The organism is Agromyces sp. NPDC052230 (assembly GCF_040679595.1).
In the GTDB taxonomy this organism is placed as follows: domain Bacteria; phylum Actinomycetota; class Actinomycetes; order Actinomycetales; family Microbacteriaceae; genus Agromyces.
Genome location: NZ_JBFAVC010000006.1, coordinates 264121 through 284494, shown reverse-complemented (window position 1 = coordinate 284494; position 20374 = coordinate 264121). Strand labels below are relative to the sequence as shown.

24 protein-coding genes are annotated in these 20374 nt (G+C 70.1%); 13 read left to right on the top strand and 11 right to left on the bottom strand.

Features of this window, described 5'->3' with window-relative positions:
• Positions 1-23 precede the first annotated feature (23 nt).
• From AB0K73_RS15000 to AB0K73_RS14990, 3 genes are read left to right on the top strand one after another with little or no spacing between them, the layout of a single operon-like run.
• Positions 24-665 carry a DUF6448 family protein gene (locus tag AB0K73_RS15000; RefSeq protein WP_360514509.1) on the top strand — a complete coding sequence of 214 codons (642 nt, stop codon included), beginning with the start codon at positions 24-26 and terminating at the stop codon, positions 663-665.
• Position 666: 1 nt separating this feature from the next.
• Positions 667-1197 (top strand): signal peptidase I, encoded by a 531-nt coding sequence (lepB, locus tag AB0K73_RS14995; RefSeq protein WP_360514506.1) that lies wholly within the window; start codon positions 667-669, stop codon positions 1195-1197.
• Positions 1194-1646: a hypothetical protein gene (locus AB0K73_RS14990; protein ID WP_360514503.1), complete on the top strand. Its 453-nt coding sequence runs from the start codon at positions 1194-1196 to the stop codon at positions 1644-1646. The genes lepB and AB0K73_RS14990 overlap by 4 nt, the downstream gene beginning before the upstream one ends.
• A gap of 21 nt (positions 1647-1667) precedes the next feature.
• Here AB0K73_RS14990 and AB0K73_RS14985 read toward each other — a convergent pair whose 3' ends face one another.
• Genes AB0K73_RS14985 through AB0K73_RS14975 form a run of 3 tightly spaced genes read right to left on the bottom strand, consistent with a single transcriptional unit; the run spans position 1668 to position 3614 of the window.
• Positions 1668-2531, bottom strand: a complete 864-nt coding sequence (locus AB0K73_RS14985; RefSeq protein ID WP_360514500.1) for an endonuclease/exonuclease/phosphatase family protein — start codon at positions 2529-2531, stop codon at positions 1668-1670.
• Complete coding sequence (locus AB0K73_RS14980; protein ID WP_360514497.1) at positions 2528-3196, bottom strand: helix-turn-helix domain-containing protein; 669 nt, start codon at positions 3194-3196, stop codon at positions 2528-2530. Before AB0K73_RS14980 ends, AB0K73_RS14985 begins: the two co-directional genes overlap by 4 nt.
• Positions 3186-3614, bottom strand: coding sequence for a group III truncated hemoglobin (locus tag AB0K73_RS14975; RefSeq protein ID WP_360514494.1), 429 nt, complete (start codon positions 3612-3614; stop codon positions 3186-3188). Before AB0K73_RS14975 ends, AB0K73_RS14980 begins: the two co-directional genes overlap by 11 nt.
• A 139-nt stretch (positions 3615-3753) precedes the next feature.
• Between AB0K73_RS14975 and AB0K73_RS14970 the strand changes: the two genes are divergently transcribed.
• Genes AB0K73_RS14970 through AB0K73_RS14945 form a run of 6 tightly spaced genes read left to right on the top strand, consistent with a single transcriptional unit; the run spans position 3754 to position 7061 of the window.
• A complete protein-coding gene (locus tag AB0K73_RS14970) occupies positions 3754-4203 on the top strand; it encodes a hypothetical protein (RefSeq protein WP_360514491.1) in 450 nt (149 codons plus the stop codon).
• A 1-nt stretch (position 4204) separates the two neighbouring features.
• Positions 4205-4585 (top strand): DUF952 domain-containing protein, encoded by a 381-nt coding sequence (locus AB0K73_RS14965; protein ID WP_360514488.1) that lies wholly within the window; start codon positions 4205-4207, stop codon positions 4583-4585.
• A 5-nt stretch (positions 4586-4590) separates the two neighbouring features.
• Complete coding sequence (locus AB0K73_RS14960) at positions 4591-5247, top strand: flavin reductase family protein (RefSeq protein ID WP_360514485.1); 657 nt, start codon at positions 4591-4593, stop codon at positions 5245-5247.
• Positions 5237-5386: a hypothetical protein gene (locus tag AB0K73_RS14955; protein WP_360514482.1), complete on the top strand. Its 150-nt coding sequence runs from the start codon at positions 5237-5239 to the stop codon at positions 5384-5386. The genes AB0K73_RS14960 and AB0K73_RS14955 overlap by 11 nt, the downstream gene beginning before the upstream one ends.
• Entirely contained in the window at positions 5379-6422 is a 1044-nt protein-coding gene (locus AB0K73_RS14950; protein ID WP_360514479.1) for a DUF561 domain-containing protein, read from the top strand. The genes AB0K73_RS14955 and AB0K73_RS14950 overlap by 8 nt, the downstream gene beginning before the upstream one ends.
• Positions 6423-6431: 9 nt before the next feature.
• Complete coding sequence (locus AB0K73_RS14945; protein ID WP_360514476.1) at positions 6432-7061, top strand: flavin reductase family protein; 630 nt, start codon at positions 6432-6434, stop codon at positions 7059-7061.
• Here the strand turns inward: AB0K73_RS14945 and AB0K73_RS14940 are convergent.
• Genes AB0K73_RS14940 through AB0K73_RS14915 form a run of 6 tightly spaced genes read right to left on the bottom strand, consistent with a single transcriptional unit; the run spans position 7054 to position 13705 of the window.
• A complete protein-coding gene (locus tag AB0K73_RS14940; protein WP_360514473.1) occupies positions 7054-8775 on the bottom strand; it encodes a CocE/NonD family hydrolase in 1722 nt (573 codons plus the stop codon). The genes AB0K73_RS14945 and AB0K73_RS14940 overlap by 8 nt on opposite strands.
• Entirely contained in the window at positions 8768-9724 is a 957-nt protein-coding gene (locus tag AB0K73_RS14935) for an MBL fold metallo-hydrolase (protein WP_360514470.1), read from the bottom strand. The genes AB0K73_RS14940 and AB0K73_RS14935 overlap by 8 nt, the downstream gene beginning before the upstream one ends.
• Complete coding sequence (locus AB0K73_RS14930; protein ID WP_360514466.1) at positions 9721-10647, bottom strand: alpha/beta hydrolase; 927 nt, start codon at positions 10645-10647, stop codon at positions 9721-9723. The genes AB0K73_RS14935 and AB0K73_RS14930 overlap by 4 nt, the downstream gene beginning before the upstream one ends.
• A 6-nt stretch (positions 10648-10653) precedes the next feature.
• Positions 10654-11766: an FAD-dependent monooxygenase gene (locus AB0K73_RS14925; RefSeq protein WP_360514463.1), complete on the bottom strand. Its 1113-nt coding sequence runs from the start codon at positions 11764-11766 to the stop codon at positions 10654-10656.
• Between the two features lie 12 nt (positions 11767-11778).
• Positions 11779-12732, bottom strand: a complete 954-nt coding sequence (locus AB0K73_RS14920) for a phosphotriesterase (protein WP_360514460.1) — start codon at positions 12730-12732, stop codon at positions 11779-11781.
• A 7-nt stretch (positions 12733-12739) separates the two neighbouring features.
• Positions 12740-13705, bottom strand: a complete 966-nt coding sequence (locus AB0K73_RS14915; RefSeq protein WP_360514457.1) for a phosphotriesterase — start codon at positions 13703-13705, stop codon at positions 12740-12742.
• Between the two features lie 177 nt (positions 13706-13882).
• Between AB0K73_RS14915 and AB0K73_RS14910 the strand changes: the two genes are divergently transcribed.
• Genes AB0K73_RS14910 through AB0K73_RS14900 form a run of 3 tightly spaced genes read left to right on the top strand, consistent with a single transcriptional unit; the run spans position 13883 to position 16437 of the window.
• Positions 13883-15061 carry a cytochrome P450 gene (locus AB0K73_RS14910; protein WP_360514454.1) on the top strand — a complete coding sequence of 393 codons (1179 nt, stop codon included), beginning with the start codon at positions 13883-13885 and terminating at the stop codon, positions 15059-15061.
• Positions 15062-15087: 26 nt separating this feature from the next.
• Positions 15088-15276 carry a ferredoxin gene (locus AB0K73_RS14905; protein ID WP_360514451.1) on the top strand — a complete coding sequence of 63 codons (189 nt, stop codon included), beginning with the start codon at positions 15088-15090 and terminating at the stop codon, positions 15274-15276.
• A gap of 9 nt (positions 15277-15285) precedes the next feature.
• On the top strand, positions 15286-16437 hold the full coding sequence (locus AB0K73_RS14900) for an NAD(P)/FAD-dependent oxidoreductase (protein ID WP_360514448.1): 1152 nt from the start codon (positions 15286-15288) through the stop codon (positions 16435-16437).
• Positions 16438-16489: 52 nt separating this feature from the next.
• Here the strand turns inward: AB0K73_RS14900 and AB0K73_RS14895 are convergent, their stop codons facing one another.
• Positions 16490-18205 (bottom strand): MFS transporter, encoded by a 1716-nt coding sequence (locus AB0K73_RS14895; RefSeq protein WP_360514445.1) that lies wholly within the window; start codon positions 18203-18205, stop codon positions 16490-16492.
• Between the two features lie 154 nt (positions 18206-18359).
• Here AB0K73_RS14895 and AB0K73_RS14890 point away from each other — a divergent pair, with 154 nt between their 5' ends.
• A complete protein-coding gene (locus tag AB0K73_RS14890) occupies positions 18360-18971 on the top strand; it encodes a TetR/AcrR family transcriptional regulator (RefSeq protein WP_360514442.1) in 612 nt (203 codons plus the stop codon).
• 2 nt (positions 18972-18973) lie between these two features.
• Here the strand turns inward: AB0K73_RS14890 and AB0K73_RS14885 are convergent, their stop codons facing one another.
• Positions 18974-20350: an NADP-dependent succinic semialdehyde dehydrogenase gene (locus tag AB0K73_RS14885; RefSeq protein ID WP_360514439.1), complete on the bottom strand. Its 1377-nt coding sequence runs from the start codon at positions 20348-20350 to the stop codon at positions 18974-18976.
• Positions 20351-20374: the final 24 nt, after the last annotated feature.

Below are 20374 nucleotides of genomic sequence, written 5' to 3'. Positions count from 1 at the left end.
GCCGGCCGGAAGGAGCGATCGGCATGAGCATGCTTCTGGTACTCGGGGTGGCGGCGCTCGCCGCGGCATCCGTCGCACTCGCACTCATGGTGCCGCAGACCGCGCGCGCGCACTGCGACACGATGGACGGCCCGACCGTCGCCGATGGGCGACGAGCGCTCGAATCGGGCAACCTGAACCACGCGCTCAAGTGGATCGGCGAGCCGCACGAAGCCGAGCTGACGAAGGCGTTCGAGCTCGCCCGACGAGTTCGCGACCTCGGGGACGACGCCCGCGAGCTGGCCGATCAGTACTTCCTGGAGACGCTCGTGCGGCTGCACCGCGCCGGTGAGGGCGCGCCGTACGACGGCGTCAAGCCGGCGGGCACGCCCATCGACGACGCGGTCGCGGCGGCCGATCGCTGCGTGGCGACCGGGAGCATGGAACCGCTCGAGGGGATGTTCTCCGAAGCCGAGCTGCAGGAGCTGCGCGAGCGGTTCGAACGTGTGCTCGCGACGAAGGACTTCGACGTCGACGATGTCACCGCCGGCCGCGCCTTCATCGCGGCGTACGTCGACTTCTTCCACTTCGCCGAGGGGGAGGAGCATGGGCACGGGGAGCACGGGCACGAGGAGCACGAGCACAGCGAGCACGAGCACGTCGGCCATCACGAGCATCACCACTGACGTGGCCTCCGCTGAGCTCGGCTGGGTCGTCGCCCTCGTCGCGGTCGCCGCCGTGGCCGTCGGGGCGCTGCTCATCAACCGGTTCGTGATGTTCACGACCCTGGTGCGTTCGGATTCGATGCGCCCGGCACTCGAGTCGGGCGACCTGCTGCTCACGACCTGCGTGCATCGCCTCGAGCGACTGCGACGGGGCGACATCGTGGTGTTCCGGTCGCGCGAACGCGGGGCGACGCTCGTCAAGCGACTGATCGGCCTTCCCGGTGAGCGCATCGGGTTCGGATCGGGCGGCGTCGTGCACGTGAACGGTGAGCCGCTCGACGAGCCGTATGCGAGCGCGTCGGGCACCTACCGCGGCGCGTTCGAGGTGCCGCCCGGCAGGTACCTCGTGCTCGGCGACAACCGCGAGGCATCCGACGATGCCCGCTCGTGGGCAGAGCCGTGCCTTCACGGACGGGACATCCGCGGTGTCGTGCGATTCCGCCTGCTGCGCCGCGCTGCGCGGGCCTCCGAGCGACCGGTGGTCGACGCATGAGCGCGCCGGCGTCGGCGGCGCTGGTCGACGAGCATGCCGTGGTCATCGATGCGGGCCGCGACACGGCATGGCCGGCGCTGCTGCGCATGGTCGAGCATGCGGGGCCGGGTCGGCTGGCACGATTCCTCGGATGTCTCGACACCGAGGCATCCGGCCCACGCCCGCTTGCTGTCGGATCGACCGTGCCGGGGTTCCACGTCGTCGCCGTCGAGGAGCTCGCGGAACTGGCGCTGGCGGGCCGGCACCGGTACTCCGACTACGAGCTGGTCTTCCGCCTCGACGACGTCGGTGACGGCAGGAGCCGCCTGCGCGCAGAGACCCGCGCCGCATTCCCCCGAGCCTCGGGTCGCCTCTACCGCACGATGCTCGTCGGCACGCGGGCACATGTCATCGCCACGCGCCGCATGCTCGCGACGGTGAAACGAGACGCCGAGCCGTCCGTCGGCTGACCCGACCGACGCCGACGCGAGTCAGTCGTGCGATGCCGCTGCGGGGAGCTCGGTGAATCGCAGCACGGCCTGCACCGGCTCGTGGTCGGATGCCGCGGCGCCCTCGAAGCGCACGGCGTTGATGCCCGTGCGCAGCACCTCGAAGCCCGCCCCCGCGAGGATCAGGTCGATGCGTTTGCCGCCCACGCGGCGCCGGCGGTAGTTCGAGAACGTGCCCCACTGCGGGCTGATGCGCTCCTCGGCGGCATCCCACACATCTCGAAGCACGCCGTCGCCCTCGAGCCGTCGGTGCACGACCGAGCCGGCGTCGGCGTTGAGGTCGCCCATCACGACGAAGCCGGCCTCGGGGTCGGCTTCGTGCTCAGCGACGACGAGTTCCCGGATCATGAGGGCGGCCGCGTTCCTGGACTTCCGGGAGACATGGTCGAAATGCGTGTTGAACACGCCGAGACGACGGTCGGTCGCGAGATCCGTGAAGTGGGCGGAGACGACGATGCGCGGCACGACGTTGCCCCAACTGCGCGACCCGGGCGTGTCGGGGGTCGCCGAGAGGGCGCGCTGATGCCATCTCGACAGCGTCAGGCGCTTCGTGTCGTAGAAGATCGTGCAGCGCTCACCCTCGCCCGAGGCGTTGCGCCCGTGTCCGACCCACTCGTAGTGCTGGCCCAGCGAGTCGGCGACGAAGTGCACCTGATCGGCAAAGGCCTCCTGCACGCCGAGCACCGTGGGCTGCTCGGCCGCGAGGATGCGGCGAAGGAGCCATTTGCGGCGGTCCCAGCGATCGGGGCTGCCGGGGCGGAGGTTGCGGAACCGGCGGCGCACGTTGTAGGTCATCACGTGCACGTCGGGCGGGTCCACCGGACCGATGAGCACGGGGTCAGTCATTCGTCCAGCGTACGTCTGCCCGGAGAGGCGGCGAGCGTGACGAGGCACAGCTCGGGTTCGACGAAGGGGAGGAGCTCGGCGCGGCGATCGGAGCCGCGGTGCTCCATCAGCTGCTCGATGAGTCCCCGGTGCACCGAGCACACCACCTGGGGGTGGTCGCGCGCGGCATCGCGGAACGGGCACGCGCGCAGCCGGATGACCTCGCCACCGGCGACCTCCGGGTCGAAGCCGAGCATGTCGAGCACGCGCACGAGGGTGTCGACGTCGTCGACGTCACCCGGTTCGGGCTCGGCCGGCATGAGCGCATCGGCCCATCGGCGTCCGGCCTCCACCGACCGCGACCGCCCGTCGGCTCGCTCGGCGAGTGCCTGCGCGAGCACCTCGATGAGCTGCTCGCGGCTGTCTCCCTCGGTGCTCGATGCGGCGACGTAGCGGATGCGCGGCCTCCCGCGCCGCGGTTCGGCGCCGACTTGGCGTCGCACGAGGTGCGCGGCTTCGAGCTGGTCGAGGTGGAAGCGCACGGTGGTCACGTGCCGTCCGAGTTCCGTGGCGATGGTGAGGGCGTCGACCGGTTCCTGGGAGCGTTCGATCGTGTGCAGCACCTGGCGTCGGCTGCGGGAGGCGAGCACCGCGTGCACGTCGCCCGTGACGGATTCACGGGGCATCCGCTGGCTCCCGGAGGCCGATGCTCTCGAATTCGCTCCCCGACCGCCCCTGCAGGCGACGGCCGATGGAGCCCGCGATGCGCTCGGCCTGCACCTTCGCGAGGTCGGCCCTCTCGCCGCTGAACAGTTCGTCGACGGTGTGCACCCAGAGCTGCATCCAGCGCTCGAAGTGCTCGGGCAGCAGCGGAAATCGACCGTTCAGCGCGACGTGGACCTGGAGGGCGTTGCGCCGGTAGAGGCCCGCGTTGAAGAGCACGGTCTCCCAGAAGTCGCAGATGATGGGCCGGTGGTGGTCGAGGTCCATCTTCGCGACGTCGGTGAAGATGGGGCCGATGAGCGGGTCGGCGAATGCCCGCGTGTAGAACTCGTCGACGAGGGTGCCGATGTCGGCTCGGTCCTGCAGGTCCCCCGTCGTCATACTTCCACGCTAACCGATTTAACCGGATAGTGTTTCGGTTAAATCAACCGAGGACGGTGAGCGGGACGTGACACTCCGACATGAGTCCCTCAGCGTGCGAGATTCCCTCGCGCCCGACGGGGCTGAGATAACGGCACCCGTGGACCGGGTCGGCCGCACCGGGTTCGCACTCGGTGTCGCCCTCGTCATCGTCGGCGGCCTCGTCGCCGCCATCACCGGTCCGCTCGAGCTTCCGAAGGGCAGCTGGCTCGCCGCCTACCTCGTGCTCGTCGCCGGCGTCGCGCAGTGCTGCCTCGCCGCCCAACATCGGGTGCTCGGAACGACGGATGCCTCGGCGGCTCGCCTTCGGGCGACGCTGGCCGGCTGGAACCTCGGCAACCTGCTCGTCATCGTCGGCACGTTCACGGCGGCGCCCATCGTCGTCGACCTCGGCGGCATCCTGCTGCTGGCGGCGCTGGTCGCCGCGATGGCCGCGACCTGGGCGCACCGGGCGCTCGCACGCGCCGTCGCCTACCGGGTCGTGCTCGCCGCGCTGATCATCAGCATCCCGATCGGGCTCACCCTCGCCCACCTCCGAGCGGCGGGCTGACGTGGCCGACCGACGCCTCCACCACATCGCCATCGAGGACGACTGGGGCATGAGCCAGCTCCTCGGCCAGTACGAGGTCTCGACCCGCGGACGTTCGCTCGACGACGACGGGTACATCCGCACCTGCGACGCCGCGCGCGTGCAGCAGGTGCTCGACGAGCGGTACGCCGACCTGCGGCTCCCGGTGGTCGTGGTGGTGCTCGACGCCGAGGCGCTCGTGGCGAGCGGCGTGGCGGTGGACCCGTCAGACGACCGCTCGGGCCCCCGTGTGCGCGGTGCGATCGAATCGAACGATCCCACGATCGTGGTCGACGTGCTGCCCGCGGTGCGCGAGGGGGACCGCTGGCTGGCGCCGACCGAACTCAGCGGACTGGAGGCTTGAACCGCGTGAACCAGGCGAACGACATCGGCGAGCCCACCGAGGGCCGCCGCGTCATCCGACCGAAGATCCTGTACGTGGGCACGCCCGTGTTCCTCGTCGCCAGTGAGAACCCCGACGGCTCGCCGAACCTGGCACCCGCGTCGTCGTACTGGGCGCTGGGGCAGATGCTCGTGCTCGGCATCGAGACCGACGGGCAGACCGTCGAGAACCTGCGGCGGCGGCCCGAGCTCACGGTGAACTTCCCCTCGGGGTCGCACTGGGAGGCGGTCGAGCGCCTCGCCGCCCTGACCGCACGCCACCCCGTGCCGTCGGCGAAGGCCGACCGGTATCGCCACGACCCCGAGAAGTTCGCGGCTGCGGGCCTGCACGCCGAGGCATCCGATCTCGTGACGCCGCCGCGCGTGCGGGAGTGCGCATTGCAGTTCGAGGCCGAGGTGCGCCGGATGACGCCCGGCTGGAGCGACGACTACGTGCTCGTCGAGGCGGAGGTCGTGCGCGTGCACGCCGCGGCGGGCATCGTCGCCGAGGGCGACCACATCGACCCGCGCGCCTGGCAGCCCCTCATCTATAGCTTCAAGCACTACTTCGACCTCGGCGACGAGCTCGGCTGGACGCGCTCGAGCCCCACCGCACCGCAGACGGCGGCGGCCGATGCCCGCTGAGTCCGGCGACGCGGTCTGCTGGCTCGGGCGCGTGTGCCCCGAGTGCGGCGCGATGAACGAGGGCGCACCGGATGCCGCGAGCCGACCGTGCTGGCACTGCGGCGCGGTGCCCACCGAACAGGAGACCGACGATGCGTGACCTCGTGGAACTGCTCGGCGTCGAGCGGCCGATCGTGCTCGGGCCCTTCGGCGGGCTCTCGTCGATCGAGCTCACCGCCGCCGTGAGCGAACGCGGTGGACTCGGTTCGTACGGGCTGTACGGGTACGACGCCGATCGCATCCTCGAGGCGGCGGCAGCGCTGCGGGCGGCGACCGGCCGGCCCTTCGCGCTCAACCTCTGGCTGCCGAACGACGAGGTGGAGCAGGTGTCCGCCGACGACTTCTCCCGCTACGCACAGGCCCTGCGGCCGTTCTTCGACGAACTCGGGCTCGAGCTGCCCGAGCGGCCCGATCGGTTCCTTCCGCTCTTCGAGGCGCAGTTCGAGGCCGTGCTCGAGGCGCGGCCGGCGGTCGTGAGCTTCGTGTTCGGCGTTCCATCGGCAGCGGTGATCGCGGCAGCGCACGAACAGGGCATCGCCGTGCTCGGCACCGCCACCACCGTCGACGAGGCGCTCGCCCTCGAGCGCGGCGGGGTCGACGCGGTCGTGGCGACCGGGCCGGAGGCCGGCGGGCACCGCGTGTCGTTCCTGCGGCCGGCCGAGGAATCCCTCGTCGGCATCTTCGCCCTCGTGCCGCAGGTGGCCGACGCGGTCGACGTGCCCGTGATCGCGGCCGGTGGCATCGCCGACCGGCGGAGTGTCGCCGCCGCCTTCGCGCTCGGCGCCTCGGGGGTGCAGGTCGGCACGGCATTCCTGCGTACCGAGCAGTCGGCGGCGAACGACGCGCACCGGCGGGCGATCACGCAGGCCACGGCTCATGGCACCGTGCTCACGCGCGCGATGAGCGGACGCCTCGCACGGGGCATCCCGAACCGTGCCATCCGCACCATCGAGGCCGCGGGAGCGATCGCGCCGTTCCCCGTGCAGAACTGGCTCACCGGGCGGTTCCGCGCCGAGGCCGGGCGACGCGGCGTCGGTGAACTGCAGTCGCTCTGGGCGGGGCAGGCCGCGCCGCTCGCCCGGGAGCGCGACGCGGATGCGGTGTTCGACGAGCTCGCGGCCGGCCTGCCCGCATAGTCTGGACCGGTGAGCGACCTGCACAGCTACGAGCCGCGACTCGGCCACGGCCTCGCGCACGACCCGCTCAACCTCATCGTCGCGCCGCGCCCGATCGGCTGGATCTCGTCGCTCGCCGCCGACGGCACCCGCAACCTCGCGCCGTACAGCTTCTTCAACCTCTTCAACTACCGACCGCCGATCGTGGGCTTCTCGAGCCTGCGCTGGAAGGACTCCGTCGCCAACATCGCCGAGACGGGCGAGTTCGTGTGGAACCTCGCGACCCGCTCGCTCGCCGAGGCGGTCAACGCCAGCTCCGCCGAGGTGCCCGGCGACGTCGACGAGTTCGAGTTGGCCGGGCTCGAGTCGGCGCCGTCATCGCTCGTCGCGCCGCCGAGGGTCGCTGCGTCCCCGGTCGCGTTCGAGTGCCGGGTGAGCGCGATCCATCGGTTGACGGATGCCTCGGGCGCCGACCTCGACTCCTGGCTCGTGCTCGGCGAGGCGGTCATGATCCACATCCGACGCGACCTCGTGGCGAGCGGCATCTACGACACGGTGGCCGGTGAGCCGATCCTCCGCGGCGGGGGACCGGCCGACTACTTCACGATCAGCGAGGACGCGCGGTTCCGGATGCGGCGGCCCGGGGCATCCGTCAACTGACGTTCGTGGTGAACGGCAGCACGAGGCGTGATGGGTGGGCGGCGTCGCGGTAGACCTTGTGCGTGACAGGCCGGCCGACGGGGAGGTGGAACGCGTCGGGCGGCAGCAGGGCGTTGTGCTCGTCGGCGAGCGGCTCGGCGTTCGAGAGCTCGACGACCATGCGGTGGCCGGGCTGGAACGTGGCCGCGAAGGGGTAGAGGCGGAGCACGTACTCCTCGATCTTGCCCGGCTCGACGGGCACCACGCGGGTGTGCGGGTGGTAGGGGTTGCCCTCGGTGGTGCGGTCGTCGAGCTCGCGATGCGAGGCCTTGAGGTAGCCGGTCGTGATGAGCTGCCGTGACCCGTTCGGCGCGGCATCCCACAGGCGCAGGATGAGGTTCGTGTCGGGCTGGTCGATCTCGACGAACAGATGTGCGGCACCCGTGCCGATCAGCTCGGTGGGTTCCTCGAACGGAGCCGTGGCCCAGTCGAGGATCTCGACCTTGTCGGTAACGGTGAGCGGGGCCTGGTAGAAGCCGTCGGGGGCGGCATGCTCGGCGCCCATGCGCTCGGGCTCGGAGGCGAGGCGGCGGCGAGGTCGCAGGTAGAGGGGCCGGTACTCGATCGGCTTGGGCGGCCACTGGTCGGCGGTCACCACCTCTCGCGAGCCCTCGACGAACACGCTCACGGCGGGTTCGTCCATGACGCCGTTGTCGATGCCCTTGATCCAGTAGTCGTACCAGCGGAACATCTTGTCGTGCTCCTCGATGAGGGGACGCGACTGCATCGGCGGGTACGGGCCGATGTCGAGCTTCTTCGGCCCTTTCAACGCGTGGAACAGCTCGATGGTGCCGTCGAGGGTCCATCCGCGGCCCTGATCGAGTTGCAGCCAGACCGGGATGTCGATGTTCGGAGCCAGCGTGATGGGATTGCGTTCCTCGTACCACTCGCCGTCGAACTCGTTCATCACGATGTCGAACCAGGCCTCGTGGTTCTTGGGATAGTGCAGCACGTGCACGAGGTTCGGCCATGCGGCGACATCCGGATCTGCCAGCCGCTTCGCGACGAGCTCCTTCAGCGCATCGGGGGAGTACTGCTCGAGCATGCGGGACTTCACCCGGTCGGTGAACGCCCAGCCCGAGTCACCACCCCGCCCCTCGCGGGCCGCGCGCGGCATGAACCACATGATGCCGCCGTGGTAGGTGGTCTCGTAGAAGTCGTAGTGGCCCCCCGAGACGAAGATCGCCTTGAGGTGCGGCGGCCGTTCGGCGGCGGCGAGCACCTGCATCGAGCCGAAGTACGAGATGCCGATCATGCCAACGTTGCCGTCGCACCAGGGCTGCGCCGCCACCCACTCGATGAAGTCGTACGCGTCCTCGCCGAGTGACACGCCTCCGGCGTTGTAGTTGCCGATGTGCTCGCCCTCGGATGCCCCCGATCCGCGGAGGTCGCCGATGACGTGCACGTAGCCCTCCTCGACGACCCGGGCGATGTCGCCGGCCTCGATGCAGCCGTCCCACATCGGGCTCGGACGCCGCTGCGGCGGCGTCGTCAGGGCGAGTGCCTGCAACTCCTTGCCGTACGGGCTGAGCGCGACGAGCGCCGGCCGCGGCGTCCCGTCGAACTCGCCGTAGGCGTCGCCGACGAGAGCCACCCCGTCCCGCATCGGTATCTCGAGGTCCTTGTGAACGGTGATCGTCCGTCCGCCCGCGTCGATCGTGCGGATCTCAGCCATGTCGTTCGCCCTTCGTCCTTCCGGATCGCGGTGGGAATGTCGTGCGGTACGCGTGCATCGTCGTGAAGAACGGCGCCGGCTCGAGGGTCGGATCGCCGGTGTACCCGAGCTCCTCCGCGACGGCCTGGAACGGCGAGTACGGCGAATCCGTCGCGGCGAGCCCGGCGGCGAGGTACCGCTCGACGGCGGCACGGATCCGCGCCTCGTTGTCGAGGCTGCCCTGGATCGCCTCGGATGCCTCGGCTTCATCGAGCTCGACGGGAAAGGGGGTGCCGTCGGCGCGCCGGTAGGGGTGGCCGAGGTACAGGTGCCGCGGCTCCACCACATCGCGCAGGTACTCGAGGCTCTTCCGGTAACCCACGGCGTCCTCGTACCCGGGGAAGCCGCTCGCCGCGCCGTAGCACTGCACGCTGTCTCCGACGAAGACGTCGCCCTGGCCCTCGACGACGTACGCGACCGCGCCGGGCGTGTGCCCCGGCACGGCGTGCACCAACACCGCGACGCCGCCGAGGTCGAGCGTCTCGCCGCCCCGCACGAGCAGCGTCGGCTCCAGCTCGCCGGAGATCGACTGCTCGGCATCCGCGATCTTCCGCTCCGCGGCCTGGGGGTCGGAGAGGTATTCGCCACGCAGCTCGAGGAACTCGTCGACATGGGCCCGGCGCGAGCGGATGAACGGTGCGTCCCGTTCGCCGATGACGACGTGCGCTCTGCGGCCCGTCGCTTCCCAGAGCGCGAACGCGCCGCCGACGTGGTCGATGTGACCGTGGGTGAGCAGGATCCAGCGGACGTCCTCGATGCGCCGGCCGAACGATTCGAGCGCACGCGGCATACCGGCGGCCGAGTCGGTCACCCCCGTGTCGACGATGGCGAGCTCCGGTGCGTCGATGAGGAAGCTGTACAGGTGGAAGCGGCCCCAGGGCGCCGCGATCGGGTGGATCTTCGTCGTCATCGCGTCGCCCCGAGGAAGGCCGCGGTCTCGTCGTAGACGCGCTGGTACTCGGGGATCCACGCGAAGTTCTGCACGAACCCGTGGTTCGCCCCGGCGTACCGGCTGACGATCACGTCGACCCCGGCGTCGCGCAGCCGCTCGCCGTAGCGCTCGCCCTCGTCGCGCAGCGGGTCGAACTCGGCCGTGACGATGAGGGCCGGCGGCAGGCCGGAGAGGGCTTGGCGCTTGATGGGGGAGACGCGAGAATCGGCCGGGTCGGCTCCGCTGTCGAGGTAGAACGCGTTGAACGGCCGGAGACCCGCGGTCTCGAGTCCGTAGCCCTCGGCGTTGTCGCGGAGCGAGGGGTACCGGTCGACGTCGAAGTCGAGATCGAGCGACGGGTAGTACAGCACCTGGTGGGTGATGCGGTCGAACCCGTCGTCGTGCGCCATCGCGGCGACGGCCGCGGCGAACGTGCCGCCCGAGCTGTCGCCGACGACGGCCAGGGTCTCGCCGTTCCACCGCAGGCGCTCGCCGTGCTCGGCAACCCAGCGCACCACGCCGTAGCAGTCCTCGAGGCCGGCCGGGAAGGCCGCCTCGGGTGCGCGACGATAGCCGACCGACACCACCCTGAGGCTGGTCGCCGCGGCCAGCGACCGTGCGACGTGGTCGTGCGTGTCGAGGCTCCCGAGGAAGAACGCCCCGCCGTGGAAGTACACGAGCACGCCGTACGACGCGGCCTCGGCCGGGGTGTAGATCCGCACCGGCACCTCGCCGACCGCCGTCTGGGCGGTCACGTCCTCGACGGCGTGCAGCGGCAGCCGTTGCTCCAGGCGGGGAACCATCGCCTCCTCGGCGGCCCGAAGCATGCTCGGGTCGATGGGGCCGGGCGGCGGCGCGGGCAGGCTGGCGACGACCTCGGCGATCTCGGGATGCAACGGCATGGCGTCTCAGGCCTGCTGCCGGGCCAACGGCTTCTGGCCGGGGAAGACGTCGTTGATCTCGTCCTCGGTCCAGCCCTGACGCGAGATGCGCTGCAGCTCGTCGGTCACGGGCTTGCGCGCGGCCTGGTAGGCGGCCAGCGCCTGGGCGACGGAGTCGGCCTGCTGCAGCGCCTCGGCGAGTCCGCCGGCGTCCATGATCGCCGAGTTGGCACCCTGTCCCTGGTGGTGGCACATCGAGTGGGCCGCGTCGCCGAGCAGGGCGACGCGGTCGGAGTGCCAGGTGTCGACGGGGTCGATGTCGTAGACGGCGCGCACGTTGACGCGGTCCATGTCGAGGTCCCGCACGAGCTTCACGATCCGCTCGTCGAAGCCCTCGACGGTCGCGAGCATGTCGTCCTTCGTGACCGCCGGCGTCCACGTGCCGTCGGCATTCAGTGCGGTGACGTCGAAGGACATCTGGCCGCGATGGCGAAGGGGGAGCACGTAGACCTTCGTGCCGCGGCCCACGAACATGCGGAGGTTGTCGTCGACCACGAGACCGTGGGCCTCGTCGGCGTTCACCACCGCGCGGTACGCGTGCTCGCCCGCGAAGACGGGCTGCTGGTCGCTGAACAGCTGCTGGCGTACCGTCGACCGGATGCCGTCGGCGCCGATGACGAGGTCGGCCTCGGCGGTGGTTCCGTTGGCGAAGGTGAGCACCGCGCGATCGCCGAGGTCCTCGATCTGCTCCAGCTTGTGGCCGAGGTGCACGATGCCCTCGGGCAGCACGCCCACGAGTGCCTCGATGAAGTCACCGCGGTGGATGAGGTGCGTGTTCGTCTTCACCTCGTAGTCCTCCATACCGGGCCACGAGTCCTTCATGATGGGGTCGCCCGTGGCGGTGAGGATCTCGAAGTAGTCGCTCGGCGAGCTCACCTTCGCGATGGCGTCGAAGACGCCCCACTGGCGGAACAGGTCCATCGTGGAGGGGCGCAGGCCGATGCCGGCGCCGACCTCCCGGATCTGGCTCGCCTGCTCGTAGACGGCGACGTCGGCGCCGAGCAGGCTGAGGGCCTTGGCGGCGGCAGCGCCGCCGTATCCGCCGCCGACGGTGGCGACGCGGAGGTTCGTGATGTCCATGGTTCTTCTCTCTCAGTTCTGGATGGCCAGGAAGTCGGCGGGGTTGTCGACGAAGATCGTCGTGATCGTGGCCTCGTCGAGGCCGGCGGCGCGGAGGTCGGGGATGAGGTCCTCGAAGATGTAGTTGACGGTGTGGCCCTTCACGCCCGGCCAGCCCAGCGGGCTGCAGTTGGCGTCGGCGGAGGCCAGCACCCTGCCGAGGTGGCCCTGGCCGATGAAGCGCAGGAAGTGGTCGAGCCGTTCCTTGCGGGGCCGGGCCCAGAAGGGCGGGTCGGGCAGTTCCGTCTCGTAGCCGAAGGTGTCGAAGCCGATCCGGCCGCCCTGCTCGGCGATCCACGTGTCGCGCGTCTTGTCGGCGTTCACGCCGTCGTCGACGTGCCCGAACAGCACGCGGTCGAGGGGGAGGCCCTCCTCGTTGAAGATGTCGATCGCGTTCTCGGCGTCGATCGCGAGGTGGGTCAGGACCGGCACACCCGTAGCCAGGGAGGCCCGGGCGGCGGCGCGGTAGATGCGCTTGTCGAGGTCGGTCATCCGCCCGCCTCGGCTCACGCCGACCTTGATGATGCCGGCACGGCCGCCGGTCGTGCCGATGCCCACCGTGATCTCGTGGATGAACTGCGCAGCGAGGTACTCGACGCTCGCTCGCGCGAAGAACGGCAGGGCGGTATCGCCGCCGACGAAGCCCGTGCACGCGACGATGTGCACGCCGGTCTTCGCGGAGAGCGACTGGTAGTAGTCGACGTCGCGGCCGTTGCAGATGCCGGTCGCATCGACGAATGTGCCGCCGCCGAGCTCGTGGAACCGGCGCAGCTTCGGCACCGTCTCCTCGTAGCGCTGCTCGGGTGTCTTCCACCACGTCGTGTCCAGCTCGGAACCCGGCATGCCGTATCCGATGTGCTCGTGGATGGCCACGAAACCCAGCTCTTCGGTGGGGATCGGCCCCAGGACGGTGTTGACTCTCGACACGTGGTTCCTACCTCACCGTGAGAAATTCGCGCGGATTGTCCACGAGGATCCGCTGGATGACGGCCTCGTCGAGACCGGTGGCCCGCAGCACGGGGACGAACCCCGACAGGACCAGGCTGAACGGCAGGTCGTCGTCGGGCCGGCCCTTCGCGACGCCGATCGCGCTGCTCGAGAGCAGGATCCGGTCGCCGTGACCCACCGTGACGAGCTCGCTGACGAGGGCCGCCCGTTCGCGGTCGGTCACGTGATCGTCGTCGTTGCGTCCGACGTTGTCGACGCCGACGAACGCGCCGCGACCGGCGATCTCGAGGTGGGCGCCTGCGGCGACCGCGTCCCTGCGGTCGAGTCCGCCGACGGCGACGCGGTCGGCCGGCAGGTGCTCGTCGAGCACGATCTCGAGATCGTGGACGGCGTCGTGTCCGAAGCGGATGGAGACCGGCGCACCAGTGGCCAGGCCGGCGCGCGCAGCGCCGCGGAGCAGGCTCTCATCGGTGGCCGTCGTTCCCTCGCGGGTCGCCGTGGTGGTGACGAGGCCGGCAGCGCCCCGCCGCTCGACCCGAGGAATCACCATGCCCTCGTCGATCTCCCTCGTGAACAGGTCGGCGAACCTCTCGGCCGGCCACGGCGTCGGCGGATTCGTCTGCGGGGTGAGGAAGTAGCCGCCGAGCATCTCCTCAGGCCCCATGCCGGTGGAGGCGACGAGGTGCACGCCGGTCGAGCGCGAGAGGGCTTCGTAGAGCCGCACGTCGCGACCGTGGAACATCCCCGTGCTGTCGACGATCGTGCCGCCGCCGTGGTTGCGGAAGTCGCGGAGCTTCGCCGCCAGCCGATCGAAGATGTCGGCACGGTCGATCGTGATGTCGAAGGCGTGCTCAGCGCCGGGTACGACCGAGAGGAGCGCCTCGTGTACCGAGATGACCCCGAGCCGATCGGCGGGTACAGGGCCGAGGACGGTATTGACGATGCCGTTCAACCGACGGTTCCTCTCCATTGAGCGCGACATACCCGCTCGTCGAGCGGCGGTGTGCGAACCATCCTGACACTCGCTTTACAGAATGTCAAGTGGACTTGCGTAATGACATGCGACTCGCTTTACTGTATGTAAGCCAATTGTCGACGACGACCGCCGGCCACTCAATGAGGAGGAACCATGGCATCATCACCCGCGACCTCGGACATCGATCTCTTCGCAGACGACGTCCTGATTGATCCGTACCCGACCTACGAGGCCCTCCGCGAACTCGGCGCCGTCGTGCACCTGCCGGCGAATGACGTGTACGCGCTCACCCGCTACGACGTGATCCGCGACGCACTCGGCGACCCCGAGACCTTCTCGTCGGTCAAGGCGATCGGGTTCAACGACGGCGTCAACGAGGCGCTCCAGGGAACTTCGCTGGCCTCCGACCCGCCCATGCACACGCAGCTGCGGGCGACCCTGTCGGCGAACCTCACCCCGCGTGCCCTGCGCGGCCTGGAGGGCACCATCAACGAGAAGGCCGACGCCCTGGTTGCCAGGCTCGCTCGAGAGGGCAGCTTCGAGGCGATCGATGCACTCGCTCGGGAGTTCCCACTCGAGATCGTCGCCGATCTCATCGGCTTCACGGGCCAGGTGAAGGAGAACATGCTGCGCTGGGGCCAGGCCGCCATGGAGGTCATCGGCCCGATGAACCAGCGCACCATGGAGAACTTCGCGATCGCCGGCGAGCTCTACGGATGGTGCAGCCAGGTGACCCGCGACGACCTCGCCGAGGGCTCCATCGGTCGGGGCATCTTCGACGCGCAGGATCGCGGCGAGATCCCCGAGGGCACCGCCGGCAACATCATCCACCAGTACCTCGGCGCGGGGGTCGACACGACCATCGCCGCGATCGGCAACATCGTCGCTCTGTTCGGACGCCACCCCGAGCAGTTCGAGCTCGTGCGGCAGGATCCGTCGCTCGTGCCGGCCGCGTTCGCCGAGGTCCTCCGTTTCTGGCCGCCCGTGCACGCCTGGGGACGGCGCGCGACGCGCGACGTCGAGATCGACGGTGCGCTGGTGCCGGAAGGCGCCCACATGGCGATCCTGTTCGGGGCCGGCAACCACGACGAGCGCCACTACGACGACGCCGACACCTTCGACGTGAAGCGCAACCCGACCGACCACCTGACCTTCGGCTACGGCCCGCATGGATGCGCCGGGCAAGGCCTCGCCCGCATGGAAGGACACGCGGTCATCCGCGCCCTCGCCAATCACGTCCGGTCGTTCCGCCTCGGCGACGAGGTGCGCGTGCCCAGCAACATCACGCGAAGCATCGAGAAGCTCGACGTCCTCGACGTCGTCCCCGCGTGAGATCCCACCACCTGGAGAGCACCACCATGAGAATCGAACTCGACCGACCGCGCTGCGAGGGCCACGGCCTCTGCGAAGAGGCCGCGCCCGACCTGATGCACCTCGACGACTACTCCGACCTCGTCATCGACGTCCCAGAGGTCGAGGGCGAAGCGCTCGAGCGCGCCCGTGCCGCGGTGCGTGCCTGCCCGGTCGCCGCGCTCCGGCTCGTCTGAGCGTCGCCGATGGCGACCCCGCCCAGGAACATCGTCGTGGTGGGCAACGGCATCGCCGGGCTCACCGCCGCGGACACGCTGCGAGCCGGCGGATTCGACGGCGACCTGACAATCGTCGGTGCGGAGGGCCGACCGGCGTACAGCCGGCCGGCCCTCTCGAAGGCGTTGCTGCGAAGCGATGCCGACCTCGCCTCGCACGAGCTCCCGCCGCCCGACCATGGCGCGACCGAGCTGTTGGGCCGCGCAGCGGCAGCACTCGACCCCGGACGCCGCGTGCTCATGCTCGACGACGGTTCGGAGCTCGGGTACGACGGACTCGTGATCGCCAGCGGTTCACGCGCGAGGCGCTTGGGAACGCTCCCCGACGAACTCGTGCTTCGCACCCTCGACGACGCAATGCGGCTTCGTGAGCGGATCACCTCTCGCCCCGACCTCGTCGTCGTGGGGGGTGGTCCGCTCGGCATGGAGGTCGCTTCCGGTGCCCTCCAGGCCGGATGCCGCGTGACCCTCGTCACCAACGAACCGCCGATGGAGCGCCAGCTCGGCACCCACCTCGGCGAGACGATCACCGAGACGGCCCTCGCCCGCGGACTCACGCTGATCGTCACGCCCGCCGCGCGGGTCGTCGACCGCGGCGGGAGGTCCGTCGCAGAGCTCGCCGACGGTCGACTCATCGAGGCCGACCTGCTGCTCACGGCGGTCGGCGACATCCCGAACACCGAGTGGCTCGCCGGCAGCGGCCTGCCGAGCGGAGGCGCGCTCCCGGTCGATTCCCGCGGCCGGCTCCGCCCCGACATCGTCGCCGCGGGGGATGTCGCCGCGGTGCCGACGGCGGCGGGCCATGCACGCAGCCCGATCTGGCACAGCGCGATCGAGCAGGCCCGCGTCGCTGCCGCCGCCCTGCTGCGCGGTGACGCGTCATCCGAACTCCATGCCAGGCCGTACTTCTGGACCGAGCAGTTCGACCTCGACCTGCGGGTCGCGGGCCGCACGCCCCTCGTCGGCGAGCCTGAGGTCATCGACGGCGACGTCGGCGCGCCCGAAGGCCCGGCCCTCCTGCGCTGGCGCCACGACGACGGCACGGCGACGGCGGTCGCGTTGAACTACCGGATCCCGATCCCGCGCCTTCGACGCCTGTGCGAGGCATCCGCCGTCGTCTGAGGACAACAGAATGGGGCTCGGCATCCCGCCGAGCCCCATTCGCTGTGCCGGGTCAGGCCACGGCGTCTTCGACGACCGCCTCGCCGAGCTCCTCGTCCGTGACGGGAGCGTCGGTGCGCTTGCCGCTGATGAACAGGGTGAGCGCGGCCGAGATGGTGGCGGCGATCCCCGCGATCAGGTAGACCGCCTGGAACCCGGTGCCGAGCGAGGCGCCGGCCGAACCCTGGATGGCGCCCTGCGAGCTCGTGAGTCCGGCGACCGCCTGGTCGACGGCCTGCTGCGGCGCCCCACTCGCCAGCGTCTCCGCGGAGAACTGCGCGATGATGCCGTCCCAGCCGGAGAGGAATCCGAGCGGCGGAACCTGCGAGAGTCCGGCGACGGCCTCGGGCGGCAGGCCCGCCCCGGCGAGGATGCCGCCGAGCTGGGGTGCGAACATCGACGCGCCGATGCTGAACGCGATCACGGAGCCGACCACCGGACCCAGCGCGAAACCGAGGTCGCGGAGCAGGTTGGTCGTGGCCGAGGCCATGCCGATGTAGCTCGGCTCCACGGTGTTGATGGCTACGGCCGTGATCGACCCCACGGTGAGCGCGAAGCCGATGCCGAGCAGGAACAGCGGCACGATGAAGGCGGTCCACGGCGTGCCGCCGAAGGCCTCGGGCGTGCCGAGGGGGAGGCCCGAGATCCAGAACCCGCTCGCGGCCATCAGCGCGAACCCCGCGGTGAGCACCCAGCGCGGCGAGACATGGTGGATGAGCCAGCCCACGACCGGGATGAGGAGGAACGCCGGTCCCTGGATGAAGACGAAGAGCACGCCCATCTTCCAGGTCTCGACACCGCCGAGGGCGCCGACCGCCACGCTCGTCGAGAACGCGATCGCGAGGAACGCGAACATGCCGGTGACCGCGACGATGCTGGTGATGGCGTACGAGGAGTTCTTGAACAGCGACAGGTGGATGAGCGGAACCTTCGCCTTCAGCTCGACGATGACGAAGGCGACGAGCAGGATCGCGCCGACGATGTATCCGCCGATGACGACCGGGTCGCCGAAGCCCGCGTCGACGGCCACCACGGTCGCACTCAGCGCCGCGATGAGGCCGAGGGAGAGGGTCACCTGTCCGGGGATGTCGAGCTTGCGACCCTCGGGGGCGGCCGAGTCCTTCGACCTGAGCGCGATGACGAAGACGACGATCGCCACCGCCGCAGCGACGTAGTAGGCGACGCGCCAGCCGCTGAAGACGTTCGGTGCGCCGGGCTCGGCGCCGGGCACCGTGAACAGTTCCACGGTGATCCCCGCGAGCACCGGGGAGATCACCGCGCCGAGCGAGAGGAAGCCCGCCCAGGTGGCGATGACTCTGGCCCGCGCGCGAAGGTCGGGGGTGATCGCCGCGATCATCGAGAGCGAGATCGGGAAGAGGATGCCCGCGCCGATGCCGCCGATCGCCTGGCCGAGGATCATGATCCCGGTGGTCGTGGCGAAGGCGGCGATGAGCGTGCCCACGAACGTGAACGCCGCGCCGGCGTAGAGGAGCTTCTTGCGTCCGAACAGGTCGCCGAGCACGCCGAAGGTGAGCTCGAACACGACGATCGCGATCACGAACACCGACGAGATCCAGGTCAGGCCGGCTCCCGAGGCTTGGAATTCTGCGGCGAATGCGCCGTTGAGCGCGCCGGGGAACGCGTTCGTGATCTGGGCGAGGGTGACCGCGATGTACGCGGCGGCGAAGGTCGCCTTGGCCGATCCGGCTGTGGCGGTGGCACTGGACATTGCAGAGAACTCCTTTGTTCCGTGAGTGGGTTCGAGCCCTGGTGCACCCGGTCTGGGGGCAGACCGGTACTGCTCTAGCGTGAACCTAGATTTACACAATGTCAAGTGATCTTACAGAGCGAACGGTCAACGATCGCTTCGCTATGCTGAGCGCATGGCGAATCTCCGAGTCGCACAGAAGGAGCAGACGCGCCAGCGCCTGCTCGACACCGCGCTCGACCTGTTCGAGTCGAAGGGCTATGCGGCGACGACGATCGATGACATCGCCGCCGCCGCGGGTACGACGCGCGTGACGTTCTACGCGCACTTCCCGTCACGTCGGGCGATCATGGCCGCGCTCATCGATCGCCTGAACCTCATCCTCGAGCGGCACGAGTCGCCCGCCCACGGCTCCACCGCCACGGCGCTCGTCGACGTGGTGCGGGCCGGTACGGCCGAGGCGATCGGCGGCTGGATCAGGGAGCAGGCGGCCCGGTGGCCGGTCATCCGCCCGTACATCCTCTCGGCGAGCGTCGCGAGCGCCGTGGAGCCAGAGATTCGCGAGCTGGTCGACGAGTGGTCGGAGGAGGTGGCCGGCGACATCCAGGACGGACTCGACCTCGCCGACCGCTTCGATCCCGCCACGCGGCATTTCCGCGGCGTGCTCGCGTTCGAGATGCTCGACCGCACGAACCAGCACTGGATCCGCCACCAGTGGGACATCGACACCGATCCAGCGCTCGTCGTGCTCATCGAGGGATGGGCGAAACTCCTCGGCGACGGCTGAGGCTACGCCTTCCAGACGGTCTTGAGGTTGCAGAACTCCCGGATGCCGGCGGCCGCCAGTTCGCGCCCGTATCCCGAGTCCTTGATGCCGCCGAAGGGCAGCTCGGGGTAGGAGACGGTCATCCCGTTGACGAAGACGGCGCCGGCGTCGATCCTCGCCAGGAACCACGCCTCCTCGTCGGGGTCGTTCGTCCAGACGGCCGAACTGAGCCCGAATGTGGTCTGGTTGGCGATGCGCAGGGCCTCCTCGCGGTCGGCCACCCGGTAGAGCGAGGCGACCGGCCCGAATGCCTCTTCCAGGACGAGGCGCATGTCGTCGGTCAGCGAGTCGACCACCGTCGGCGCGTAGAACCATCCGTCGCGCTCGGGCGTCGTTCCACCCGTCAGGATCCGGGCGCCCTTCGCGGCCGCGTCGTCGACGAGCGCCGCGAGCTCGTCGCGCCCGTTTCGCGTGGCGAGCGGGCCCACCTCGGTCGCCTCGTCGAACGGGTCGCCCATGACGAGCCCAGCCATGCGGTCGGCGAAGCGTTGTGCGAACTCGTCGTAGACGTCGGCGTGCACGATGAAGCGCTTGCCCGCGATGCAGGACTGGCCGTTGTTGGAGACGCGGGCCTTGACCGCCGTCTCGACGGCCGCCTCGAGATCGGCGCTCGGCATCACGATGAACGGGTCTGAGCCGCCCAGCTCGAGCACGGCCTTCTTGATCTCGCTGCCGGCGCGTCCGGCCACGGCGCGTCCGGCCGGCTCGGAGCCCGTGAGCGTGACGGCCTTGACCCGGCGGTCGGCGATCACCGCATCGACGGCCTCGGACCCGATGAGCAGCGTACGGAACGAACCCGCCGGGAAGCCGCCCTTCTCGAAGAGGGTGTCGAGGTAGAGTGCCGCCTGGGGCACGTTCGACGCGTGCTTGAGCACGCCCGCGTTGCCCGCCATGAGGGCCGGGGCCGCGAACCGGATGACCTGCCACAGCGGGTAGTTCCACGGCATCACCGCGAGCACCACACCGAGCGGTTGGTACGTCGTGTACGCCTTCGATGCGCTCACGGCCGAGGCGTCGGCCAGCGGCTCGTCGGCGAGGAACGCCTCGGCGCGGTCGGCGTAGAACCGCATGTTCTTCGCGCACTTCAGCACCTCGGCGCGCGACTGCGCGATCGGCTTGCCCATCTCGAGGGTGACGAGACGCGCAACCTCCTCGACCTCGGCCTCGAGCACAGCGGCGGCCGCGCGCATCCATTCGGCGCGCTGGGCGTAGCCGACGCCGCGCAGGGTGCGTGCGGCGGCATCCGCTTCGGCGAGTCGACGCTCGACCTCGGCGGCATCGTGCGGGTCGAAGGTTCGAAGCGTCTCTCCGGTGGCGGGGTTGACGGTCGCGATGGCCATGGTCGTCTCCTTCGGCTCGATGGA

Excerpts from the sequence above, each read along its gene's own strand:
- AB0K73_RS15000 (WP_360514509.1), top strand. The coding sequence starts at position 24 with ATGAGCATGCTTCTGGTACTCGGGGTGGCGGCGCTCGCCGCGGCATCC.
- AB0K73_RS14990 (WP_360514503.1), top strand. The coding sequence starts at position 1,194 with ATGAGCGCGCCGGCGTCGGCGGCGCTGGTCGACGAGCATGCCGTGGTC.
- AB0K73_RS14985 (WP_360514500.1), bottom strand. The coding sequence starts at position 2,531 with ATGACTGACCCCGTGCTCATCGGTCCGGTGGACCCGCCCGACGTGCAC.
- AB0K73_RS14980 (WP_360514497.1), bottom strand. The coding sequence starts at position 3,196 with ATGCCCCGTGAATCCGTCACGGGCGACGTGCACGCGGTGCTCGCCTCC.
- AB0K73_RS14975 (WP_360514494.1), bottom strand. The coding sequence starts at position 3,614 with ATGACGACGGGGGACCTGCAGGACCGAGCCGACATCGGCACCCTCGTC.
- AB0K73_RS14955 (WP_360514482.1), top strand. The coding sequence starts at position 5,237 with ATGCCCGCTGAGTCCGGCGACGCGGTCTGCTGGCTCGGGCGCGTGTGC.
- AB0K73_RS14950 (WP_360514479.1), top strand. The coding sequence starts at position 5,379 with ATGCGTGACCTCGTGGAACTGCTCGGCGTCGAGCGGCCGATCGTGCTC.
- AB0K73_RS14940 (WP_360514473.1), bottom strand. The coding sequence starts at position 8,775 with ATGGCTGAGATCCGCACGATCGACGCGGGCGGACGGACGATCACCGTT.
- AB0K73_RS14935 (WP_360514470.1), bottom strand. The coding sequence starts at position 9,724 with ATGACGACGAAGATCCACCCGATCGCGGCGCCCTGGGGCCGCTTCCAC.
- AB0K73_RS14930 (WP_360514466.1), bottom strand. The coding sequence starts at position 10,647 with ATGCCGTTGCATCCCGAGATCGCCGAGGTCGTCGCCAGCCTGCCCGCG.
- AB0K73_RS14925 (WP_360514463.1), bottom strand. The coding sequence starts at position 11,766 with ATGGACATCACGAACCTCCGCGTCGCCACCGTCGGCGGCGGATACGGC.
- AB0K73_RS14910 (WP_360514454.1), top strand. The coding sequence starts at position 13,883 with ATGGCATCATCACCCGCGACCTCGGACATCGATCTCTTCGCAGACGAC.
- AB0K73_RS14905 (WP_360514451.1), top strand. The coding sequence starts at position 15,088 with ATGAGAATCGAACTCGACCGACCGCGCTGCGAGGGCCACGGCCTCTGC.
- AB0K73_RS14900 (WP_360514448.1), top strand. The coding sequence starts at position 15,286 with ATGGCGACCCCGCCCAGGAACATCGTCGTGGTGGGCAACGGCATCGCC.
- AB0K73_RS14895 (WP_360514445.1), bottom strand. The coding sequence starts at position 18,205 with ATGTCCAGTGCCACCGCCACAGCCGGATCGGCCAAGGCGACCTTCGCC.
- AB0K73_RS14890 (WP_360514442.1), top strand. The coding sequence starts at position 18,360 with ATGGCGAATCTCCGAGTCGCACAGAAGGAGCAGACGCGCCAGCGCCTG.
- AB0K73_RS14885 (WP_360514439.1), bottom strand. The coding sequence starts at position 20,350 with ATGGCCATCGCGACCGTCAACCCCGCCACCGGAGAGACGCTTCGAACC.